This is a genomic window from Lachnoclostridium sp. Marseille-P6806, assembly GCF_964238185.1.
GTDB lineage: Bacteria > Bacillota > Clostridia > Lachnospirales > Lachnospiraceae > Brotaphodocola.
Genome location: NZ_CAXSLG010000003.1, coordinates 376,811 through 392,458 on the forward strand (window position 1 = coordinate 376,811; position 15,648 = coordinate 392,458).

Sequence of the window (15,648 nt, forward strand, 5' to 3'; positions counted from 1 at the left end):
TCTTTTCTTATGTTTTCTCTACCTTTTTACTTCTTTTTAACGGGAAAGTCAATGTTTTCCGCTTATTTTTGTTGTTTTCCGCCGGATTTGTATTATAATCAATGGTAACCCAATACAACCAGACAACGAGGTGCAACATGAAACGAAATCAACTGCTCCGTTCCCTGCCAAGAGGATTGGCAGGCTTTTTTATCAGCCTGTTCGGAATCATCGGCTGGCTGCTTCAGAGCTTTCTCCATCTTCTGACCGGCTGCCTGATTCTCGGCGCGCTGATTGCTCTGTTAATCTATGCAAAGGTAAAGCCGGATCTGGATTACTGCCGGGAGGTCGCCTACGACAAGCTGGCTCAAATGCAAAGGCAGGACTTTCAGCTGCTTTCCGACACAGAGGTCTATGACAAAAACAATCAGCTCATTGGCCTGATCAATGCCGGTCACTATGAATATGTCCCCATTAAGGATATCAGCATGAACCTGCAGAACGCCTACATTGCCCAGGAGGATCGGCGTTTTAAAAGCCACACAGGAGTAGACTGGATCGCTACCTTCCGTGCGGGACTGGCTCTGGTAAAAAACCGTGGGGAGATCACCCAGGGCGGCTCCACCATTACCCAGCAGGTCATTAAAAATACATACCTGACTCAGGAACGGAGCTTTACCAGAAAAATCGTAGAAATTCTTCTTGCCCCGGAGGTAGAAAAAAAATATTCCAAGGCAGACATTATGGAATTCTACTGCAACACCAACTTTTACGGCAACCACTGCTATGGAGTCCAGGCTGCCAGCCGCTACTATTTTGGAAAGGACGCCGCGGATCTGGAAACCTGGGAAGCCGCTGTGCTGGTTGGTCTGAGCAACAGCCCTTCTGCCTATGATCCCATCCGCAATCCCGATGATTCTCTGGAAAAACGAAACGACGTACTCCAGAGTATGCATGAAATCCAGTACCTGACGGATGAAGAATACCAGAACGCCATTTCCCAGCCTCTGAGTATTGTTCAGGAGGAAGCTGAGGGCACAGATGAGAACTACCAGAGCAGCTACGCCATCCACTGTGCCGCTCTGGCTCTTATGAAAATGGAAGACTTCCCCTTCCAGTACACCTTCCAGGACAAAGAGGATTATGACTCTTATATGGAAAATTACCAGACCGTCTACAAGGCAAAAAATGAGGAAATCCGCGCAGGCGGCTATCGTATTTATACGTCTCTGGACAGTCAGCTTCAGGAAGTTCTCCAGACTCAGGTAGATACTGTTCTCGAATCCTATACAGAACTTCAGGAAAATGGAAAATATGCCCTTCAGGGCGCTGCAGTCATTGTAGACAACAAGACCAATTATGTCGCTGCCATTGTGGGCGGAAGGGGAACTGACGATCCCTTTAACCGGGCCTATTTAAGCGCCAGACAGCCCGGCAGCACCATTAAGCCTCTGATCAGCTATGGTCCCGCCTTTGACACCGGAGAATATTATCCGGCCCGCATGGTAGACGATCACAAATGGGAGGGCGGCCCTTCCAACAGCGGCGGCCATTACTACGGAAACGTTACTGTCCGGGAAGCCCTAAACCGCAGCTTAAATACAGTTGCATGGCAGATTCTTACCGATATCGGCGTCAACTTCGGCCTGGATTATCTGGGACAGATGGAATTCCAGAAACTGACCTGGGTAGATAATAATGTTCCTTCTCTGAGCATCGGCGGTTTTACCAACGGCGTTCGTGTTGTTGATATGGCAAAGGGTTACAGCACTCTGGCCAACCGGGGCGTATACGATGAACGGACCTGCATTGTTCGAATTGAGCATCAGCAGCAGGGAGAAGTGACGAAGCATTACAAGCCCTTTGCAAAACAGGTCTATCAGGAAGATTCTGCATTTATGCTTACAGATATTTTAAAGGGAACACTTACTGAAAGCTATGGCACCGGACGAGGACTGGCTCTGGAAAACGGAATACCTGCCGCCGGAAAAACAGGAACCACCAACAGCAGCAAGGATACCTGGTTCTGCGGCTATACCCGTTACTACACCACTGCAGTCTGGGTTGGCTATGATATTCCCCGGGCCATGCCTGGAATCTACGGCAGCACCTACGCCGGAAAGATCTGGAAGCAGGTTATGGATAAAATCCATGAAGGACTGGAGCCTCTCGACTGGGAACAGCCCGCTTCCGTAGAAATGCAGGCAGATTCCCGCAGCGGCATTACTGATTATGTCAGCACAACTGCCCAACTCCGGGCTCAGCAGAGCATCCACGACAAGGAGCAGCGCAAGCTGGCCGAACAGCTGGAAACCGCTGTTTCCCTGTTCGAAAATAAAATCATCGAAACTGTGGAGGATACCTACTGGGTAAAAGAACAGTATCAGACTATTATTACTCAGCTGAACCAGATGGATGAGGGAGACATCCGGGGAACCCTTCTGGAGCGAACAACCTCTAAATACGAGGAATTTGCCCCCATCATGGATCAGATGCAGGAGACCATCACCCTCTATGAACAGCAAAAGGCAAGAGAAGCAGCCGAAGCCCAGAAAAAGGCTGAAGAGGATGCGATAAAGGCAAGAGAGGATCTGGAAGCCCAGACCCGCAAAAATACGTTCCTGACTGCTCTTATGGATGTGGAAAATCTGGAATATCAGGCTCCCAACGCCCAGCAGCTGGTTCAGACAGCGATTGACCGGCTGCCTCTGGTTGCAGATTATCAGGAAGCTGTCTCCTACAGCCAGCGTCTGGAAGCCGCTATTGCCCGTATTTCCACGCTTCCTACTGCTGCCGAATGGAAAATGATGGAAGACAAAAAAGCCGAGGAAGAAGCCAAAAAACAGGCGCAGGAGCAGCAGCAGCTTCAGAGCAGACAGGCGCAGCTTCAAAGCTTTCTTACTCAGGAGCGAATGAAATGGAGTATTTCTTCTCCTGTTATTGCAGGGCCGGGAGTTCCTTCCGGAGAGGCCGGAACTCCGTCCGGCCCATTACCGGCAGGTCCCGGCAATGAAAAACAAAATCCCGCCGCTCAGGCAGAAGGAGGAAGCGCAGAATGAGCGATCACATAGATGATACCAAAACAAACCTCCGGCTTCTGGAGGAAGCACAGACCTGTGAAGCCTCCCCTGCCGATGACACCTCCGCAATTCAGGAGGCGCTGGCTCAGGAAATCCAGAATGTAACAGCCGATATTCCAAAGCTGGATTTGACCGGAATATCCGAAGAAGAACCACAGCCATCCCTTCCAGAGGGGGCCTCCAGTACCGGTTCTGTTTCAGAGCAGGAACCTGTAAGCTCCTGGTTTCTTACCTTTATGTGCATGAACATTCCCATTGCAGGCTGGTTCTATCTGTTCCGCCTTGCATTTAATAAAAAAAATACCCAGAGGCAGAATTTTGCCCGGGCTTATCTGTTTTACAAACTGATTTTCCTGGCCATATCCGCCGTTATTCTGGGCATACTCATTTATGTTGGGCTGGATCTGCTGGATCAGGTTCTGGCATATATGGAGATGCTTTAAAAAAGCAGGGGGTTCATTGATCGCCCCCTGCTTTTTAAAGTTTTGGATATACCGCTCTCTTTTAAGCAAACTCCTCAAAAAATCCCTCTGGAATCTCATAGGAAATCTCATAACTGGTTCCTGCCTTTGGATCTCCGCCCGTATAGCGAACCCACCCCGGGAATTCCGCCATCGGCATTTCTCCCCCTGTCTCCGCAATTTTTCCATACAGAGTTTCTGACGGGTAGATTCCTGTGGTACACCAAGTATCCAACCATTCCAGATAATCCATAAAAATTCCACTGCAGTGTGTTGCCGACGGCATACAGTAAAATTTTAAAAAGCGATCCACCTGCTCCTGACCGTATTTTTTCACATATCCCTGATACTGAGATATGATCTGCCAGGGACTGATAGACATATCATTCCAGCTGGTAAATAAAATCATTTTTCCTCCATGAGCAATAAAATCATCCAGCTCCGGCTGGTTCACATCATAAGATAAGGATGCCTCCATCAGCATCCTGTACAATTCAGGATCCGGTCTGCGGTAATCATGAGCAATCAGCTTCCAGTTTTTGTCCTTTGTAATAAAATATTTAAATACACCATCTGAACGGTCTCCATGATGAACATTGTACCTGGTATCTAATGGCTCCCGTGGAACTGGATCTGGCCCCAAATCCATAATCCCGCCCTCAAGAGCTGAACATCCATGATAGGTATTTACGCCATTTGGCATTGCATACTCCAGCTCAAATCCTTTCTCATAAATTTCTATTGTATGCAGTTGAGCCTCTGTCAAATGATATTTTTCCCGAATCATCTCTATAAAAACATGGCGATTCGCCCGGGCAGCATAAATATTTGATACAATCCCGTCCCGAATTCCATCCAGTTCATCATACCATTCAATGGCATCCTTCTGAATCCCTGCAAGTGTTTTCTCATCGATAAAACCATCAGAATACGGGTGAATATTTTCCTCGTAGCTATCGTATACAGCTTTGGAAAGCAATGCTCCCCATATCCTCAAAAGCACAAAGCTAGATGCCGGATCCGCACAGAAAATACCATCATAATCCTTTCCATAAGAAACTGCACACTCCAAAGCCTCTCGTCCTCCTGCAGAACCGCCTACAAAATATGTCCGTTCGGCATCCTCCCCATAGCATTTCTTTACAACAAAGTGCATAACTCCATTGGTTTTTATTAAATGCAGACGAATATAATTTTGAAGGGCCTCTTCATTCGATGCAAAGTCTGCCGACATGGGATCGCGAGACTGATGGCCTGAATCATCTCCAAAGACTACAAATCCATGCTCTGCCGGGTTGTATTCTGACATCAGGAGTTCTTTTTCCAAAGCAGGAATCTGTCCGTTATTTGCCCCACCGCCAACCTGTACGCTTCTTTTATTCCAACAAAACGGCAGAAGAATTTTCCACTCAATATTCGGAGCATTCCTATCAACAGGATAAATCACCCCTGTCACTTCCAGATATTTCTCCCTACTTATCCGGGTTTCTTCTTCTCTGACAGCAAGAATCCTTCCTCCTCCTGTCTCCGCTTTCATTGCCTCTCGGGGTATCTCTGTCCCTGCCAGTTTCATCGCTGCCTGTCTGTCAAGGACACCCCATGTCTGCGTCATTTTTTTCTCTGATACCTGATAATCTTTCATGGCCTTTTCGCCTATTCCTTTCAGGCATTTTAATTCTGATAAATCCTTTTCGTTATATCAATCATATCCTGAACCGGAACAGAACGATATCCTCCAACCCTCGTCATAATGATAAATTCCCATGTAATTGGCTTAGACCCCACAGAAAACAGTTCTACCTCCTCATCCTGAGGAACTTGAAAATCCGATGCCAATGCAACTCCAAAGCCCTGGCACACCATTTTCCAAATGGTATCTATAGAAGAAAATTCTATAGTTTTGGGAGACATTCCATAGGTCCTTATAACCTTATCTGTTACAGCCCGAAGTCTGGATCCATTATTCAGCAAAAGAAACAGTTCCCCCTCCAGCTGCCGGATGTCTATCCAGGGATATCGAAATCCATATTTATGAACCCCCTGCAGGTTTCTATTTTTAGGAACCACCAGACAAATTTCCTCTGAAGAGACAATCTCTATATGAAACTCTCCCCTCTGCTCTTCTCTGCTGTTTCCAGTCATCATTGCAATCTGTATTTCACCGGTTCTAAGCATTTCCTCCAGTTTAACTGCCGTTTCCTGATAAATGTGCAGATCAAATTTGGGATATTTTTTATAAAATTCAGGAATAATTTCAGGAAATATATTTTTTCCTCTCCCATAAGTGGAACCAATCGCAAGAGAACCGCTCTTCAGCTCCTTAATATCTGCAATCTGCTCACGAAAGCTTCGATCCTGCTCCAGTATTTGCTTTGCATATTTTAAATATTGCTCACCTGCATAGGTCGGAATCATCTTTTTTCCGATCCGCTCGAAAAGTAAAATGCCGTATTCTTGTTCTGTCCGTGCAAGAAATTTGCTCAGTGCCGGCTGAGAAATAAAAAGATTTTCTGCCGCTTTTGCAATTCCCTGCATTTTCGCAATTTCAACAATATATTTCTGTTCTTTCAAATCTGCCATAAGCCACCATCCTTTCCTCTGCAGAAAAGCCTGCCCTTGAAACAGACAGGCTTTTTCTTCTTGTCCAGTAAATCTTCAAGACGAGACATCTTCTTGTCCGGCAAAGCCGAACAAGAAGCATCGGAGATTCCTCCGATGTGAGATCTGGCAGGAAAATCCGCTTACAAGCAAGCTTGACACGAATTTTCCTGCCAGATCTCCCGCCGTCTTGAATAGTTACTTTCTATTATAAAAAGAATGGCTGCACATGGAAAGCATCTTTTTTAAAATGGGATTGCTCCAATCAACAACGAGCCTGCGAAGCATGCGGTGCAAATCAGCATTACCCATTTAAATGAGAATTTCCAGTGATCCTTAAACTCAATCCCAGAAAGCCCAAGGCCAATGTACATAGCCGCTGTAGCCGGATTTACAAAAACCTGAGGAACAAAAGTCATCAGATATGCAGCGGCAGCCTGAACCGGAGTAATATAATCCGATGCAATAGATTGGAGCATCGGAACGATTGTATATGCACACGCCTCGTGGTTCAGACCTATAGCACTCAGCGGCCCCCAGAGGAAGCCCATAATCGTATTAATATGAGCTGCTGTGCCACCAGACAGAATCTCAGATACTACCTGTACCATGGAATCTTTCATAGGGCTGTTATTTAAAACGCCTGTAAACACACCGGAAGCAAACAGCACGCTTACCATGGTAAGAACTGTCGGTGCATAAGATTTCAGCCGTTCAGCCTGCTGCTTTGCTCCCGGATAATTCACAATTAAGCTAATTGAAGCAGCAGCCATAAAGCAAAAGAAAGTAGGAAGGCCAGATGCAAACATGGCAATAACCACCAGAATAATCATAGCTACATTAAACATGAACAGACGCGGTCTTAACAATGCTTTTTCTTCTTCTGTCTTATCTGCTGCCCGGAACAGATCCCCGGGCTTTACTCCAGCAGGAAGGCCTGCCCCTCTTTTTTTCTCCTGCGCTGCATAATACAGAGCAATCAGAAAACAACAGATTAATCCGATAATCATGCCAGGAAGTTCGGCTATCATAATCTCTGTAGCAGAAACACCAAATCCCGCTGCCAGACGTCCGCAGGGGCCGCCCCAGGGAAGACAGTTCATAACGCCAGCTGTCAGGGAAACCAGACACATCAAAACAATTGGTCTCATTTTTAATTTCTGGTAAATCATTAAGAACGGAGGAATTACAATCAAAAATGTTGTTGCGCCAGATCCGTCTGAATGACCTACTATTGTTGCCAGCACTGTCAAAATGCAAACTGCTGTAACGCTTTTAGCACCCAGCATCATCTTTCCTACCAGTCTGTCAAACACACCTGCGTCCATCATAACGCCAAAGAAAATAATTGCAAAGGTAAACATTGCCGCATTACTGACCTGCCCCTTTAGTCCTGCTGTTACCCAATCAGAAAGGTCGGCAAGGGTCGGTCTCATAATCATCGCAAATACAATGGGAATTACAATCATAGGAATTGAGGGAGTAAACTTTCCCGATACCAAAACTGCCGTCAAAACCAGCATCATGGTAAATCCAAGTACTGCATATACCGTCACACTCATATTATGCCTCCATATTGTTTTTTTGTTATGAATTCATAAACTTGATAATCTGATTATATAGAATTTTGTAATATATGTAAAATGTTATTTAAAATCAATTTATAATAATATTATGTTATTATTTTTTGTAAATATTGCATAATTTTTTTCTTATTTTTTTGTACTTCCCTAATTTCCCCGCGTTTTTTATGATGTAAAGTTATCGTAATCATAACTCAAACAGCTCCCTCCTGCTAAAAAGTCAGGATTTTCCCGGCTCTTTGCAGGAGGGAGCTGTCTGTATTTCCAGCGCTGCCCAGAAGTCTGTTATTTATTTTTCAAAAGCTGCTGCATCAGCAAATATCCCGGCTCTACATAAACTCCGGTGCTCTTTCCTGTTTTCTCTGTGTAGGTATCAATTCCCGAGTCTGTCACATCTGTGCTGCAATACAACAGGTAAGGAATCGGATCAGAGATATGGGTCTTAATGGAAATTGGAGTAGGGTGATCTGGCATCACCAGAATGGAATAATCCTCTCCCGCCTCTTCTAAACCCTTTAGCAGCGGCCCTACAATATCCTGATCAATCCGCTCAATGGCCTGAATCTTTCCTTCCAAATCTCCATGATGGCCGCACTCATCCGGCGCCTCCACATGGATATAAACCAAATCCTGACCGTCCAGAAGTGTCTTTAAGGCTGCCTCTCCTTTTCCCTTAAAATTCGTATCAATATTTCCGGTTGCGCCCTCTACCTCGATTACCTTCATTCCTGCACACAGGCCGATTCCCTTAATCAGATCCACGGCAGAAATAACCGACGCCTTCACGCCATAGGCTGCCTCAAAACCGGTAACTCCTGGTCTGGTTCCCTCGCCCCACAGCCAGATGGAATTGGCCGGATTCAGCCCTCTGGCCATTCTGTCCTGGTTGATCGGGTGAGCCTTCAGAATTTCATAGCTGCGCTTCATCAGATCCAAAATAACCGGATTCTGAGGAAGATATTCTGTTATCTTACGATCCGAAATATCGTGAGGAGGAGTCAGATTCAGCCCAACCGGCCCCTGATGCCAAATCATACAGTGCCGGTAGCTGATACCTGGATAAAACAGGATTTCGTCTGTCCGGAAAGCTTCGTCTACTGCACGGATCAGCTCTGCTGCTTCTGCTGTGGTAATCTCGCCGGAGCTGTAATCCACCATAGTTTTTTCTGCATATTCTGCATCATCGGACAAAGTAACCAGATTGCACCGGAAAGCCACATCGGTATCGTCCATCTGAATGCCAATGCTTACGGCCTCCAAAGGGGAACGTCCTGTGTAGCATTTCAGCGGATCATAGCCCATTGCAGACAGATTTGCCACATCGCTTCCAGGCTTCAATCCATCTGGCACAGTCTTTACCATGCCCAGACGGCCTCCTCTGGCCAGACGGTCTATGTTCGGTTTCTTTGCCACCTCCAATGGAGTCTTTCCGCCTAAAGCCTCCACCGGATAATCTGCCATTCCATCTCCAAGCATTACAATATACTTCATATCCTTGTCCTCTCTCCCCGTTATTATTTTCAGTCAGAATTTCTTCCAGCTGTATCCCAGGCTCAAAGCCTGTTTGTTCCACTCAGCCATTTATGACCGTTTTCCTTATCGGGCCTGCAGACCTTCCGCAATCCTCTGTTCCATCAAAGCCCTCAGCTCGTCCACCACAGGCCCCGGTCCTCTGTGTCCCTCGTCCACCGTAATATCAGCATATTTTTCATACAGGGGAACCCTCTCCTGGTATAGATCCATCAGGGTCATTCCATTTTTTAATGCAACACCTCTGTCCTTTAAATCACCCAGCCGCTGTTCCAGCTCTGAATAATCCAGCTTTAAATAAACTACTGTACTGATTTTCTTTAAATGCTCCATCGCAGCCGGACCGTAAATTACGCTTCCTCCCGGCGCAATCACAGACCGGGCCACATCCAGCTGACTGTTAATCTCCTCTTCTACCTTCAGAAAGCCTTCCGTTCCCTGCTCTTCAATAATTTCCTTCAGCAGTTTTCCCGTTTCTTCCTGAATTACAATATCCACATCTACAAAAGAATAACCCAGCCGCTTTGCCAGCAGTACGCCGATGGTGCTCTTGCCCGATGCAGGCATTCCTATCAGTGTTATATTTGATTTCATCCTGTCGCTTCTCCCGTGTCTGTTTTGATTTTTTTATTCTCGCCTGGGTCTTTTTCCCGAACCCTTCTGTCTTCCCGGTTATTTTCCGGTTCTTTTCTCCAGCTTTCCCTGAGACTGCTTTTCCGGTTTCTTTCCGGCTCTTTTCTCCGGCTTTCCCTTGGGCTGCTTTTCCAGATTCTTTCCGGCTCTTTTCTCCGGCTTTCCCTTAGGCTGCTTTTCCGGCTTCTTTCCGGCTCTTTTCTCCGGACTTCCCTTGGACTCCTTTTCCGGTTTCTTTCTTACTGAGTATCCAAAAGTGCCAATTTTTTCTCCCAGTTCAAAATACGTTCCATGGGAGTAGGCCACCAGCCCTGCATCATTTAAATGAAACGTTCCCTTTTCATCCATATACTGTCTGTCAACAGAAACTCCCACAACCTCTGCCAGAAACATATCGTGAGTTCCCAGAGGAATCACCTGGCTTACCCGGCACTCCAGATTCACCGGACACTCTGCAATTCCCGGCGCCTCCACATGCTGGGACTGTTGAGGCGTCAAATGCAGCTCCTGGAATTTATCCATATCCCGTCCGGAACGAACACCGCAGGTATCCATTGCCGCCGTCAGATCACGGCTCACAAGATTAATCACAAAAGAACCTGTCTCCTTAATGATATCATAAGAATACCGTTCTTTTCGAATCGATATGGAAATCATGGCCGGATCCGAGCATACCGTTCCTGCCCAGGCCACGGTAATAATATTGGGACGCTCTCCCGGTCTCTGGCAGCTTACCATAACTGCCGGAACCGGATACAGCATATTGCCCCCTCTCCAATGCTCTTTTTCCAACAAAAACTCTCCTTTCCTGCTGCCTTAATTATCTATTCCTCACATGCGATCATAATAGCCGGAATCAGCTGCTTCTTTCTGGAGACAACTCCCGGCAGCTCTACCGTGCCGCTGGCCGAATCCCTGGCCTCCTCTGTATTTTCCTCCAGATGGAAAGCATTGGTCAGCATAGGCAGGGCTCCTGTCCCTTCATAAAGCAGAATCGTAGATTCATTCAGAATATTAGTCAGCATAAAGAACATCATATCTACTCCGTGCTCCTTATGAGCCTTTTTCAGATACGGCAGCAGACGTTCCTTCAAGCTGTCCAGTTCGTCTGCATTCAGAGAACTGATCTGACCAACTCCAAAGGACACTTTTCCAGAATTAAAGCGCTTGAAATCCTGATAGAAAATCTCATCATCTGTTTTGGACTTTAAATTACTGCCTGCAGAGAACATTTCTCTGGCATACTGATTGATATCAATTCCCGCTTCTCCAGCCAAAGCCAAAGCTGCCATTTTATCAATTTCCGTACAGGTAGGAGAACGGAACAACAGGGTATCAGAAATGATCGCGCTGCACAGAAGTCCCGCAATTTTTTTATCCATGGGAACACTGTTTTCATTATACATCTGATACACAATGGTTGCCGTACATCCCAGAGGCTGATTCCGGAAAAATACCGGCGCAATGGTTTCCACGGTTCCCAGCTTATGATGGTCAATGATCTCCAGAATCTCTGCATTTTCAATTCCGTCAACAGCCTGATTTTTCTCATTGTGATCTACCAGAACAATCTGCTTTCCTCTTGCTCCCAGCAGATTCCGGCGGGAGATCATGCCTCTGTACTTTCCATCCTTATCGAGAATCGGGAAATCTCGATGACGTTTGCTTGCCATAACATCCTTAATATCATCGATGAAATCCCCGTCTTCAAAGGTAATCAGATTTTCTGTTTTCATAAAATAGCTGATAGGCATACTCTGGTTAATTAGACGGGCTGCTGTATAGGTGTCATAGGGCGTGGTAATCACCGTACAGCCCCGCTCCTGAGCCAGCTTCCGAATCGTCATAGATACCGCTGCGCCTTCGCAGACGATAATGCAGTCTGCCTCCATCTCAATGGCGCACAGCTGGGATTCATATCGATTGCCCAGAATCACCAGATCATGAGGCGCAATATAATATTCCATCAAATCAGGATTAGCCGCTGCAATCAGAACCTTTCCCTGATCAAAATAGGCGCTTTCTTCTCCAATAACCAGCTGGCCCTCCAGCGTCTCAATAATATTGCTGTACTGGGTCCTTGCTTTGGACAGAATGCTGCTGTCCAGCACATTCATGTAAGATTTTGTAATATCCCCGACAGTAATCAGGCCTTCCAGAACATTATTGGCGTTTACTGCTGGAAGAGTTACTACATTGGCATCCTGCATCAGATTCCATGCCTTTTTCAGAGAAATATTCCGATCCACGCCTGCCGTTTCCCGAATTTCAATATCTCTCACCTGAGTTTTGACATTGCTGACCAGTTCCGGAGCCTCCACCCCAAAATAATTCAGGACAAACTGAGTCTCTTCATTGATACGTCCTGCCCTGCATGGCACATACTCCTTTCCAGTGATAGAAGTCTTCAGATTTGCATAGCAGATAGCAGAACAGATGGAATCTGTATCCGGATTTTTGTGTCCGATTACAATCGTTTTCCTTTTTTCTACCGGCATTTTTTCACCTCCGCATTTAAAATGGGAACACGGTATTTCATAATCTGTTTACAATGTGTTCATAATTTATTCATATAGTTTTTTTATACTAAATTCATAGAAAATCAAGGTTGTGGCTTGATTTCATGGTCAAATTGCACATAGATTTTTCATAATTGCCCCGGCTGGACGAAAGTCCACCGGGGTCTCCTCATTTTATTCTTCCGTTCGTTTTTTATCCCAGAACCAGTCTTGCTGCTCCATAAATGCCTGCGTCATTACCAAGCTTTGCAAGGCCAATCACTGCCTTATTTTCAGAAATCGGAGTGTAATAATTATAATACTTTGTGATTACATCAATCAGGAACTGCCCTGCCTTAGAAACGCCTCCGCCGATTACAAACATCTGAGGATCCACCGTCATTGCCAGCTGAGCCAGGGCCATTCCCAGATAACGTCCCACGGTTTCCACAACCTCCAACGCCATCTCATCCCCCTTCTTTGCCTCGTCCAGAACATCCTTTGCTGTAATTCCATCTCCAAAGACTCTCATAGAAGAGGGCTCATCGCTGGCTGCCATCTTTCTTCTTGCCTCTCTGGCAATGCCTGTAGCACTTCCGATCTGCTCCACACAGCCAATTCCGCCGCAGTTGCATTTCTCCGTTTCTTCATCCCGGATATGGATATGTCCAATCTCTCCGCCCAGACCATGCTTGCCTGTCACGATCTTTTCATCGATAATAACGCCGCCGCCGACACCTGTTCCCAGAGTAACCATAATAATATCTGTAAAGCCCATGCCGCCGCCCTGCCACATTTCGCCCAGCGCTGCTACATTGGCATCGTTTCCGCTTTTAACCAGAATATTGTCTAACAAACCGCTCAGCTGGCTCTGAGGATTCACATTATGCCATCCCAGATTCACGCAGCGTTCAACCCGTCCGTCAGGCAGTACTGGCCCAGGTACTCCAAGACCTACACCAACTACCTGTTCCAGGTGGATCTGGCGCTCTCTCAGTACCTCTCGGACAGCAACGGAAACATCTTCCAGTATGTATTTTCCACTGTCTTCCTTTCTTGTAGGGATCTCCCACTTAAATATCAGCCTTCCGTTTGTCTGGAACAGGCCCAGCTTTACAGTCGTTCCGCCTACATCTACACCAACGCAATATTTGTCCATACAATATCTCCTTTTTGGAACTGCCAGTTTTATAGTAACAGTTTACATGTAGTATAAAAGAAAGCACTGTTGATTGCAAGTAAAAAGAAACCCGGCCCTCTACAGGGCCGGACTCTCATTCACGTTCTATTTAAAATAAACCTCTTGCAGCCTCAGCTACACGCTCTGCTGTAAATCCAAAATGGCGGAACAGCTCTCCTGCCGGTGCGCTTGCTCCGAAGCTGTTCATCCCCACTGTCACTCCATCCAGGCCGGTATACCGTTCCCAGCCAAAGGTTCCCAGAGCCTCCACTGCCACACGGCGGCGTACTGTCTTCGGCAGAACAGATTCGCGGTACTCTGCACTCTGCTCCTCAAAAATATCCATAGACGGCATGGAAACCACGCGTACCTTCCGTCCCTCTGCAGCCAGCATCTCCTTGGCCTTCACTGCCAGATCTACCTCTGAACCAGAAGCAATCAGAATCACCTCTGGAGTTCCCTCACAGTCATCAATGACATAACCGCCCTTTAACGCTTCTCTGCTGGTTCCTCCTACCGGATTCAAATTCTGTCTGGACAGAACCAGAGCCGTCGGGGTTTCCTTAGATGCTAAAGCGCTGTACCAGGCTGCAGCCATCTCCACTGCGTCACAGGGACGAATCACATGGAAATTGGGCATGGAGCGGAACATAGCCAGCTGTTCAATCGGCTCATGGGTAGGACCATCCTCACCTACACCAATGCTGTCATGGGTAAACACAAAGGTCAGCGGCAGCTTCATCAGTGCAGAAAGACGCGCCATAGGCTTTACATAATCACTGAATACAAAGAAGGTAGCTACATAGCTGCGCAGACCGCCATGAAGCATCATACCATTTCCAATAGCCGTCATAGCCAGCTCACGGACACCGAAATGCAGGTTGCGTCCAGCTCTGTCTTCTTTGGAGAAATCTCCCGCTCCCGTCATGGTTGTCTTATTGGATGGAGCCAGATCCGCAGAACCGCCCATCAAATTGGGCATCATATCCTTCAGTCTGTTAATAATCTTTCCAGACAGACTTCTGGTAGCCTCTGCCTTTTCGCCTGCTGCCCAGAAGCTCTCATCCTCCCACAGCTGCTTCAGCACATCATCTGTACCGCCGAAATACTGGTTCCACAGAGCCTCCATCTCCGGATACTCCTCACAGTAAGCAGCAAACATTACCTTCCATGCTGCTTCATTCTCAGCCAGCCGCTCTGCAGCCTGGCTGAAATGCTCATATACCTCCTGAGGTACAAAGAAGGGCTCCTGGGACGGCCACTGAAGATTTTCTCTTAAAGCAGCCACATTGTCCACGCCCAAAGGCTCTCCATGAGCGCTGGCTTTACCCTGCTTTGCCGGACAGCCATATCCAATCTCAGTACGAATGGTAATAAAGGACGGACGCTCTGTATCTGCCTTTGCCTCTTCAATTGCACGGCCAATGGCCTCCAGATCATTGCCATCTTCTACCAGAAGAGTCTGGAACCCAAATGCCTCCATACGTTTTGTCACATCCTCACGGAAAGCCAGATCCGTATCTCCCTCAATAGAAATCCGGTTGGAATCGTATAAAATAATCAGCTTATCCAGACCCAGGGTTCCTGCCAGAGAAAATGCCTCAGAGGAAATGCCTTCCATCATACATCCGTCGCCGCCCAGGGCATAGATGTAGTGATCTACGACCGGATAGTTCTCCTTATTAAATACAGAAGCCAGGTGTGCCTGAGCAATCGCCATACCTACGGCCATACCCATGCCTGCGCCTAAAGGCCCGGTTGTCGCTTCAACCCCTACTGTATGGCCATACTCCGGATGTCCCGGGGTCAAAGAATCCATCTGACGGAAACGGGTCAGCTCCTCCTTCGACAGGTTGCCATAACCAAACAGGTGAAGCAGAGAGTATAAAAGCATGGAACCATGGCCGCCGGACAGTACAAAACGGTCACGGTTTTCCCATTTGGGATCTGCCGGATTGTGGCTCATATGATTCATCCAAAGCTCATAAGCCATCGGCGCACAGCCGAGCGGTAGCCCCGGATGTCCGGAATTTGCTTTCTGAATTGCATCCGCTGAAAGAATACGGATGGCATTAACGGACAGATTGTCAATCGTAGTCATTGGTA

The 15,648-nt window shown here is 46.9% G+C and carries 11 protein-coding genes; 2 read left to right on the top strand and 9 right to left on the bottom strand.

What is annotated here, in order from left to right:
• Positions 1 to 137: 137 nt before the first annotated feature.
• Positions 138 to 3,038, top strand: a complete 2,901-nt coding sequence (locus ACESON_RS05880) for a transglycosylase domain-containing protein (protein WP_373108836.1) — start codon at positions 138 to 140, stop codon at positions 3,036 to 3,038.
• Positions 3,035 to 3,502: a hypothetical protein gene (locus tag ACESON_RS05885; protein WP_373108838.1), complete on the top strand. Its 468-nt coding sequence runs from the start codon at positions 3,035 to 3,037 to the stop codon at positions 3,500 to 3,502. The genes ACESON_RS05880 and ACESON_RS05885 overlap by 4 nt, the downstream gene beginning before the upstream one ends.
• 61 nt (positions 3,503 to 3,563) lie before the next feature.
• Here ACESON_RS05885 and ACESON_RS05890 read toward each other — a convergent pair whose 3' ends face one another.
• The 9 genes from ACESON_RS05890 to tkt form a co-directional block, all read right to left on the bottom strand.
• The gene (locus ACESON_RS05890; protein WP_373108839.1) at positions 3,564 to 5,162 is read right to left on the bottom strand and encodes a tannase/feruloyl esterase family alpha/beta hydrolase; all 1,599 of its coding nucleotides are present in this window, start codon (positions 5,160 to 5,162) and stop codon (positions 3,564 to 3,566) included.
• Between the two features lie 29 nt (positions 5,163 to 5,191).
• Complete coding sequence (locus ACESON_RS05895; protein WP_177959420.1) at positions 5,192 to 6,100, bottom strand: LysR substrate-binding domain-containing protein; 909 nt, start codon at positions 6,098 to 6,100, stop codon at positions 5,192 to 5,194.
• A 263-nt stretch (positions 6,101 to 6,363) separates the two neighbouring features.
• Entirely contained in the window at positions 6,364 to 7,680 is a 1,317-nt protein-coding gene (locus ACESON_RS05900; protein WP_177959419.1) for an SLC13 family permease, read from the bottom strand.
• A gap of 306 nt (positions 7,681 to 7,986) precedes the next feature.
• Positions 7,987 to 9,192, bottom strand: a complete 1,206-nt coding sequence (locus ACESON_RS05905) for a cofactor-independent phosphoglycerate mutase (RefSeq protein ID WP_373108840.1) — start codon at positions 9,190 to 9,192, stop codon at positions 7,987 to 7,989.
• Between the two features lie 105 nt (positions 9,193 to 9,297).
• Complete coding sequence (locus ACESON_RS05910; RefSeq protein ID WP_177959417.1) at positions 9,298 to 9,825, bottom strand: shikimate kinase; 528 nt, start codon at positions 9,823 to 9,825, stop codon at positions 9,298 to 9,300.
• Between the two features lie 78 nt (positions 9,826 to 9,903).
• Positions 9,904 to 10,656 (bottom strand): flavin reductase family protein, encoded by a 753-nt coding sequence (locus ACESON_RS05915; RefSeq protein WP_373108841.1) that lies wholly within the window; start codon positions 10,654 to 10,656, stop codon positions 9,904 to 9,906.
• A gap of 32 nt (positions 10,657 to 10,688) precedes the next feature.
• Positions 10,689 to 12,362, bottom strand: a complete 1,674-nt coding sequence (locus ACESON_RS05920; RefSeq protein WP_177959415.1) for a putative manganese-dependent inorganic diphosphatase — start codon at positions 12,360 to 12,362, stop codon at positions 10,689 to 10,691.
• 214 nt (positions 12,363 to 12,576) lie between these two features.
• The gene (locus tag ACESON_RS05925) at positions 12,577 to 13,521 is read right to left on the bottom strand and encodes an ROK family glucokinase (protein ID WP_373108842.1); all 945 of its coding nucleotides are present in this window, start codon (positions 13,519 to 13,521) and stop codon (positions 12,577 to 12,579) included.
• A 130-nt stretch (positions 13,522 to 13,651) separates the two neighbouring features.
• Positions 13,652 to 15,643, bottom strand: coding sequence for a transketolase (tkt, locus tag ACESON_RS05930; protein WP_373108843.1), 1,992 nt, complete (start codon positions 15,641 to 15,643; stop codon positions 13,652 to 13,654).
• Positions 15,644 to 15,648 lie beyond the last annotated feature (5 nt).

Coding starts and splice junctions, on each gene's coding strand:
- ACESON_RS05880 (WP_373108836.1), top strand. CDS start 138: ATGAAACGAAATCAACTGCTCCGTTCCCTGCCAAGAGGATTGGCAGGC.
- ACESON_RS05885 (WP_373108838.1), top strand. CDS start 3,035: ATGAGCGATCACATAGATGATACCAAAACAAACCTCCGGCTTCTGGAG.
- ACESON_RS05890 (WP_373108839.1), bottom strand. CDS start 5,162: ATGAAAGATTATCAGGTATCAGAGAAAAAAATGACGCAGACATGGGGT.
- ACESON_RS05895 (WP_177959420.1), bottom strand. CDS start 6,100: ATGGCAGATTTGAAAGAACAGAAATATATTGTTGAAATTGCGAAAATG.
- ACESON_RS05900 (WP_177959419.1), bottom strand. CDS start 7,680: ATGAGTGTGACGGTATATGCAGTACTTGGATTTACCATGATGCTGGTT.
- ACESON_RS05905 (WP_373108840.1), bottom strand. CDS start 9,192: ATGAAGTATATTGTAATGCTTGGAGATGGAATGGCAGATTATCCGGTG.
- ACESON_RS05910 (WP_177959417.1), bottom strand. CDS start 9,825: ATGAAATCAAATATAACACTGATAGGAATGCCTGCATCGGGCAAGAGC.
- ACESON_RS05920 (WP_177959415.1), bottom strand. CDS start 12,362: ATGCCGGTAGAAAAAAGGAAAACGATTGTAATCGGACACAAAAATCCG.
- ACESON_RS05925 (WP_373108842.1), bottom strand. CDS start 13,521: ATGGACAAATATTGCGTTGGTGTAGATGTAGGCGGAACGACTGTAAAG.
- tkt (WP_373108843.1), bottom strand. CDS start 15,643: ATGACTACGATTGACAATCTGTCCGTTAATGCCATCCGTATTCTTTCA.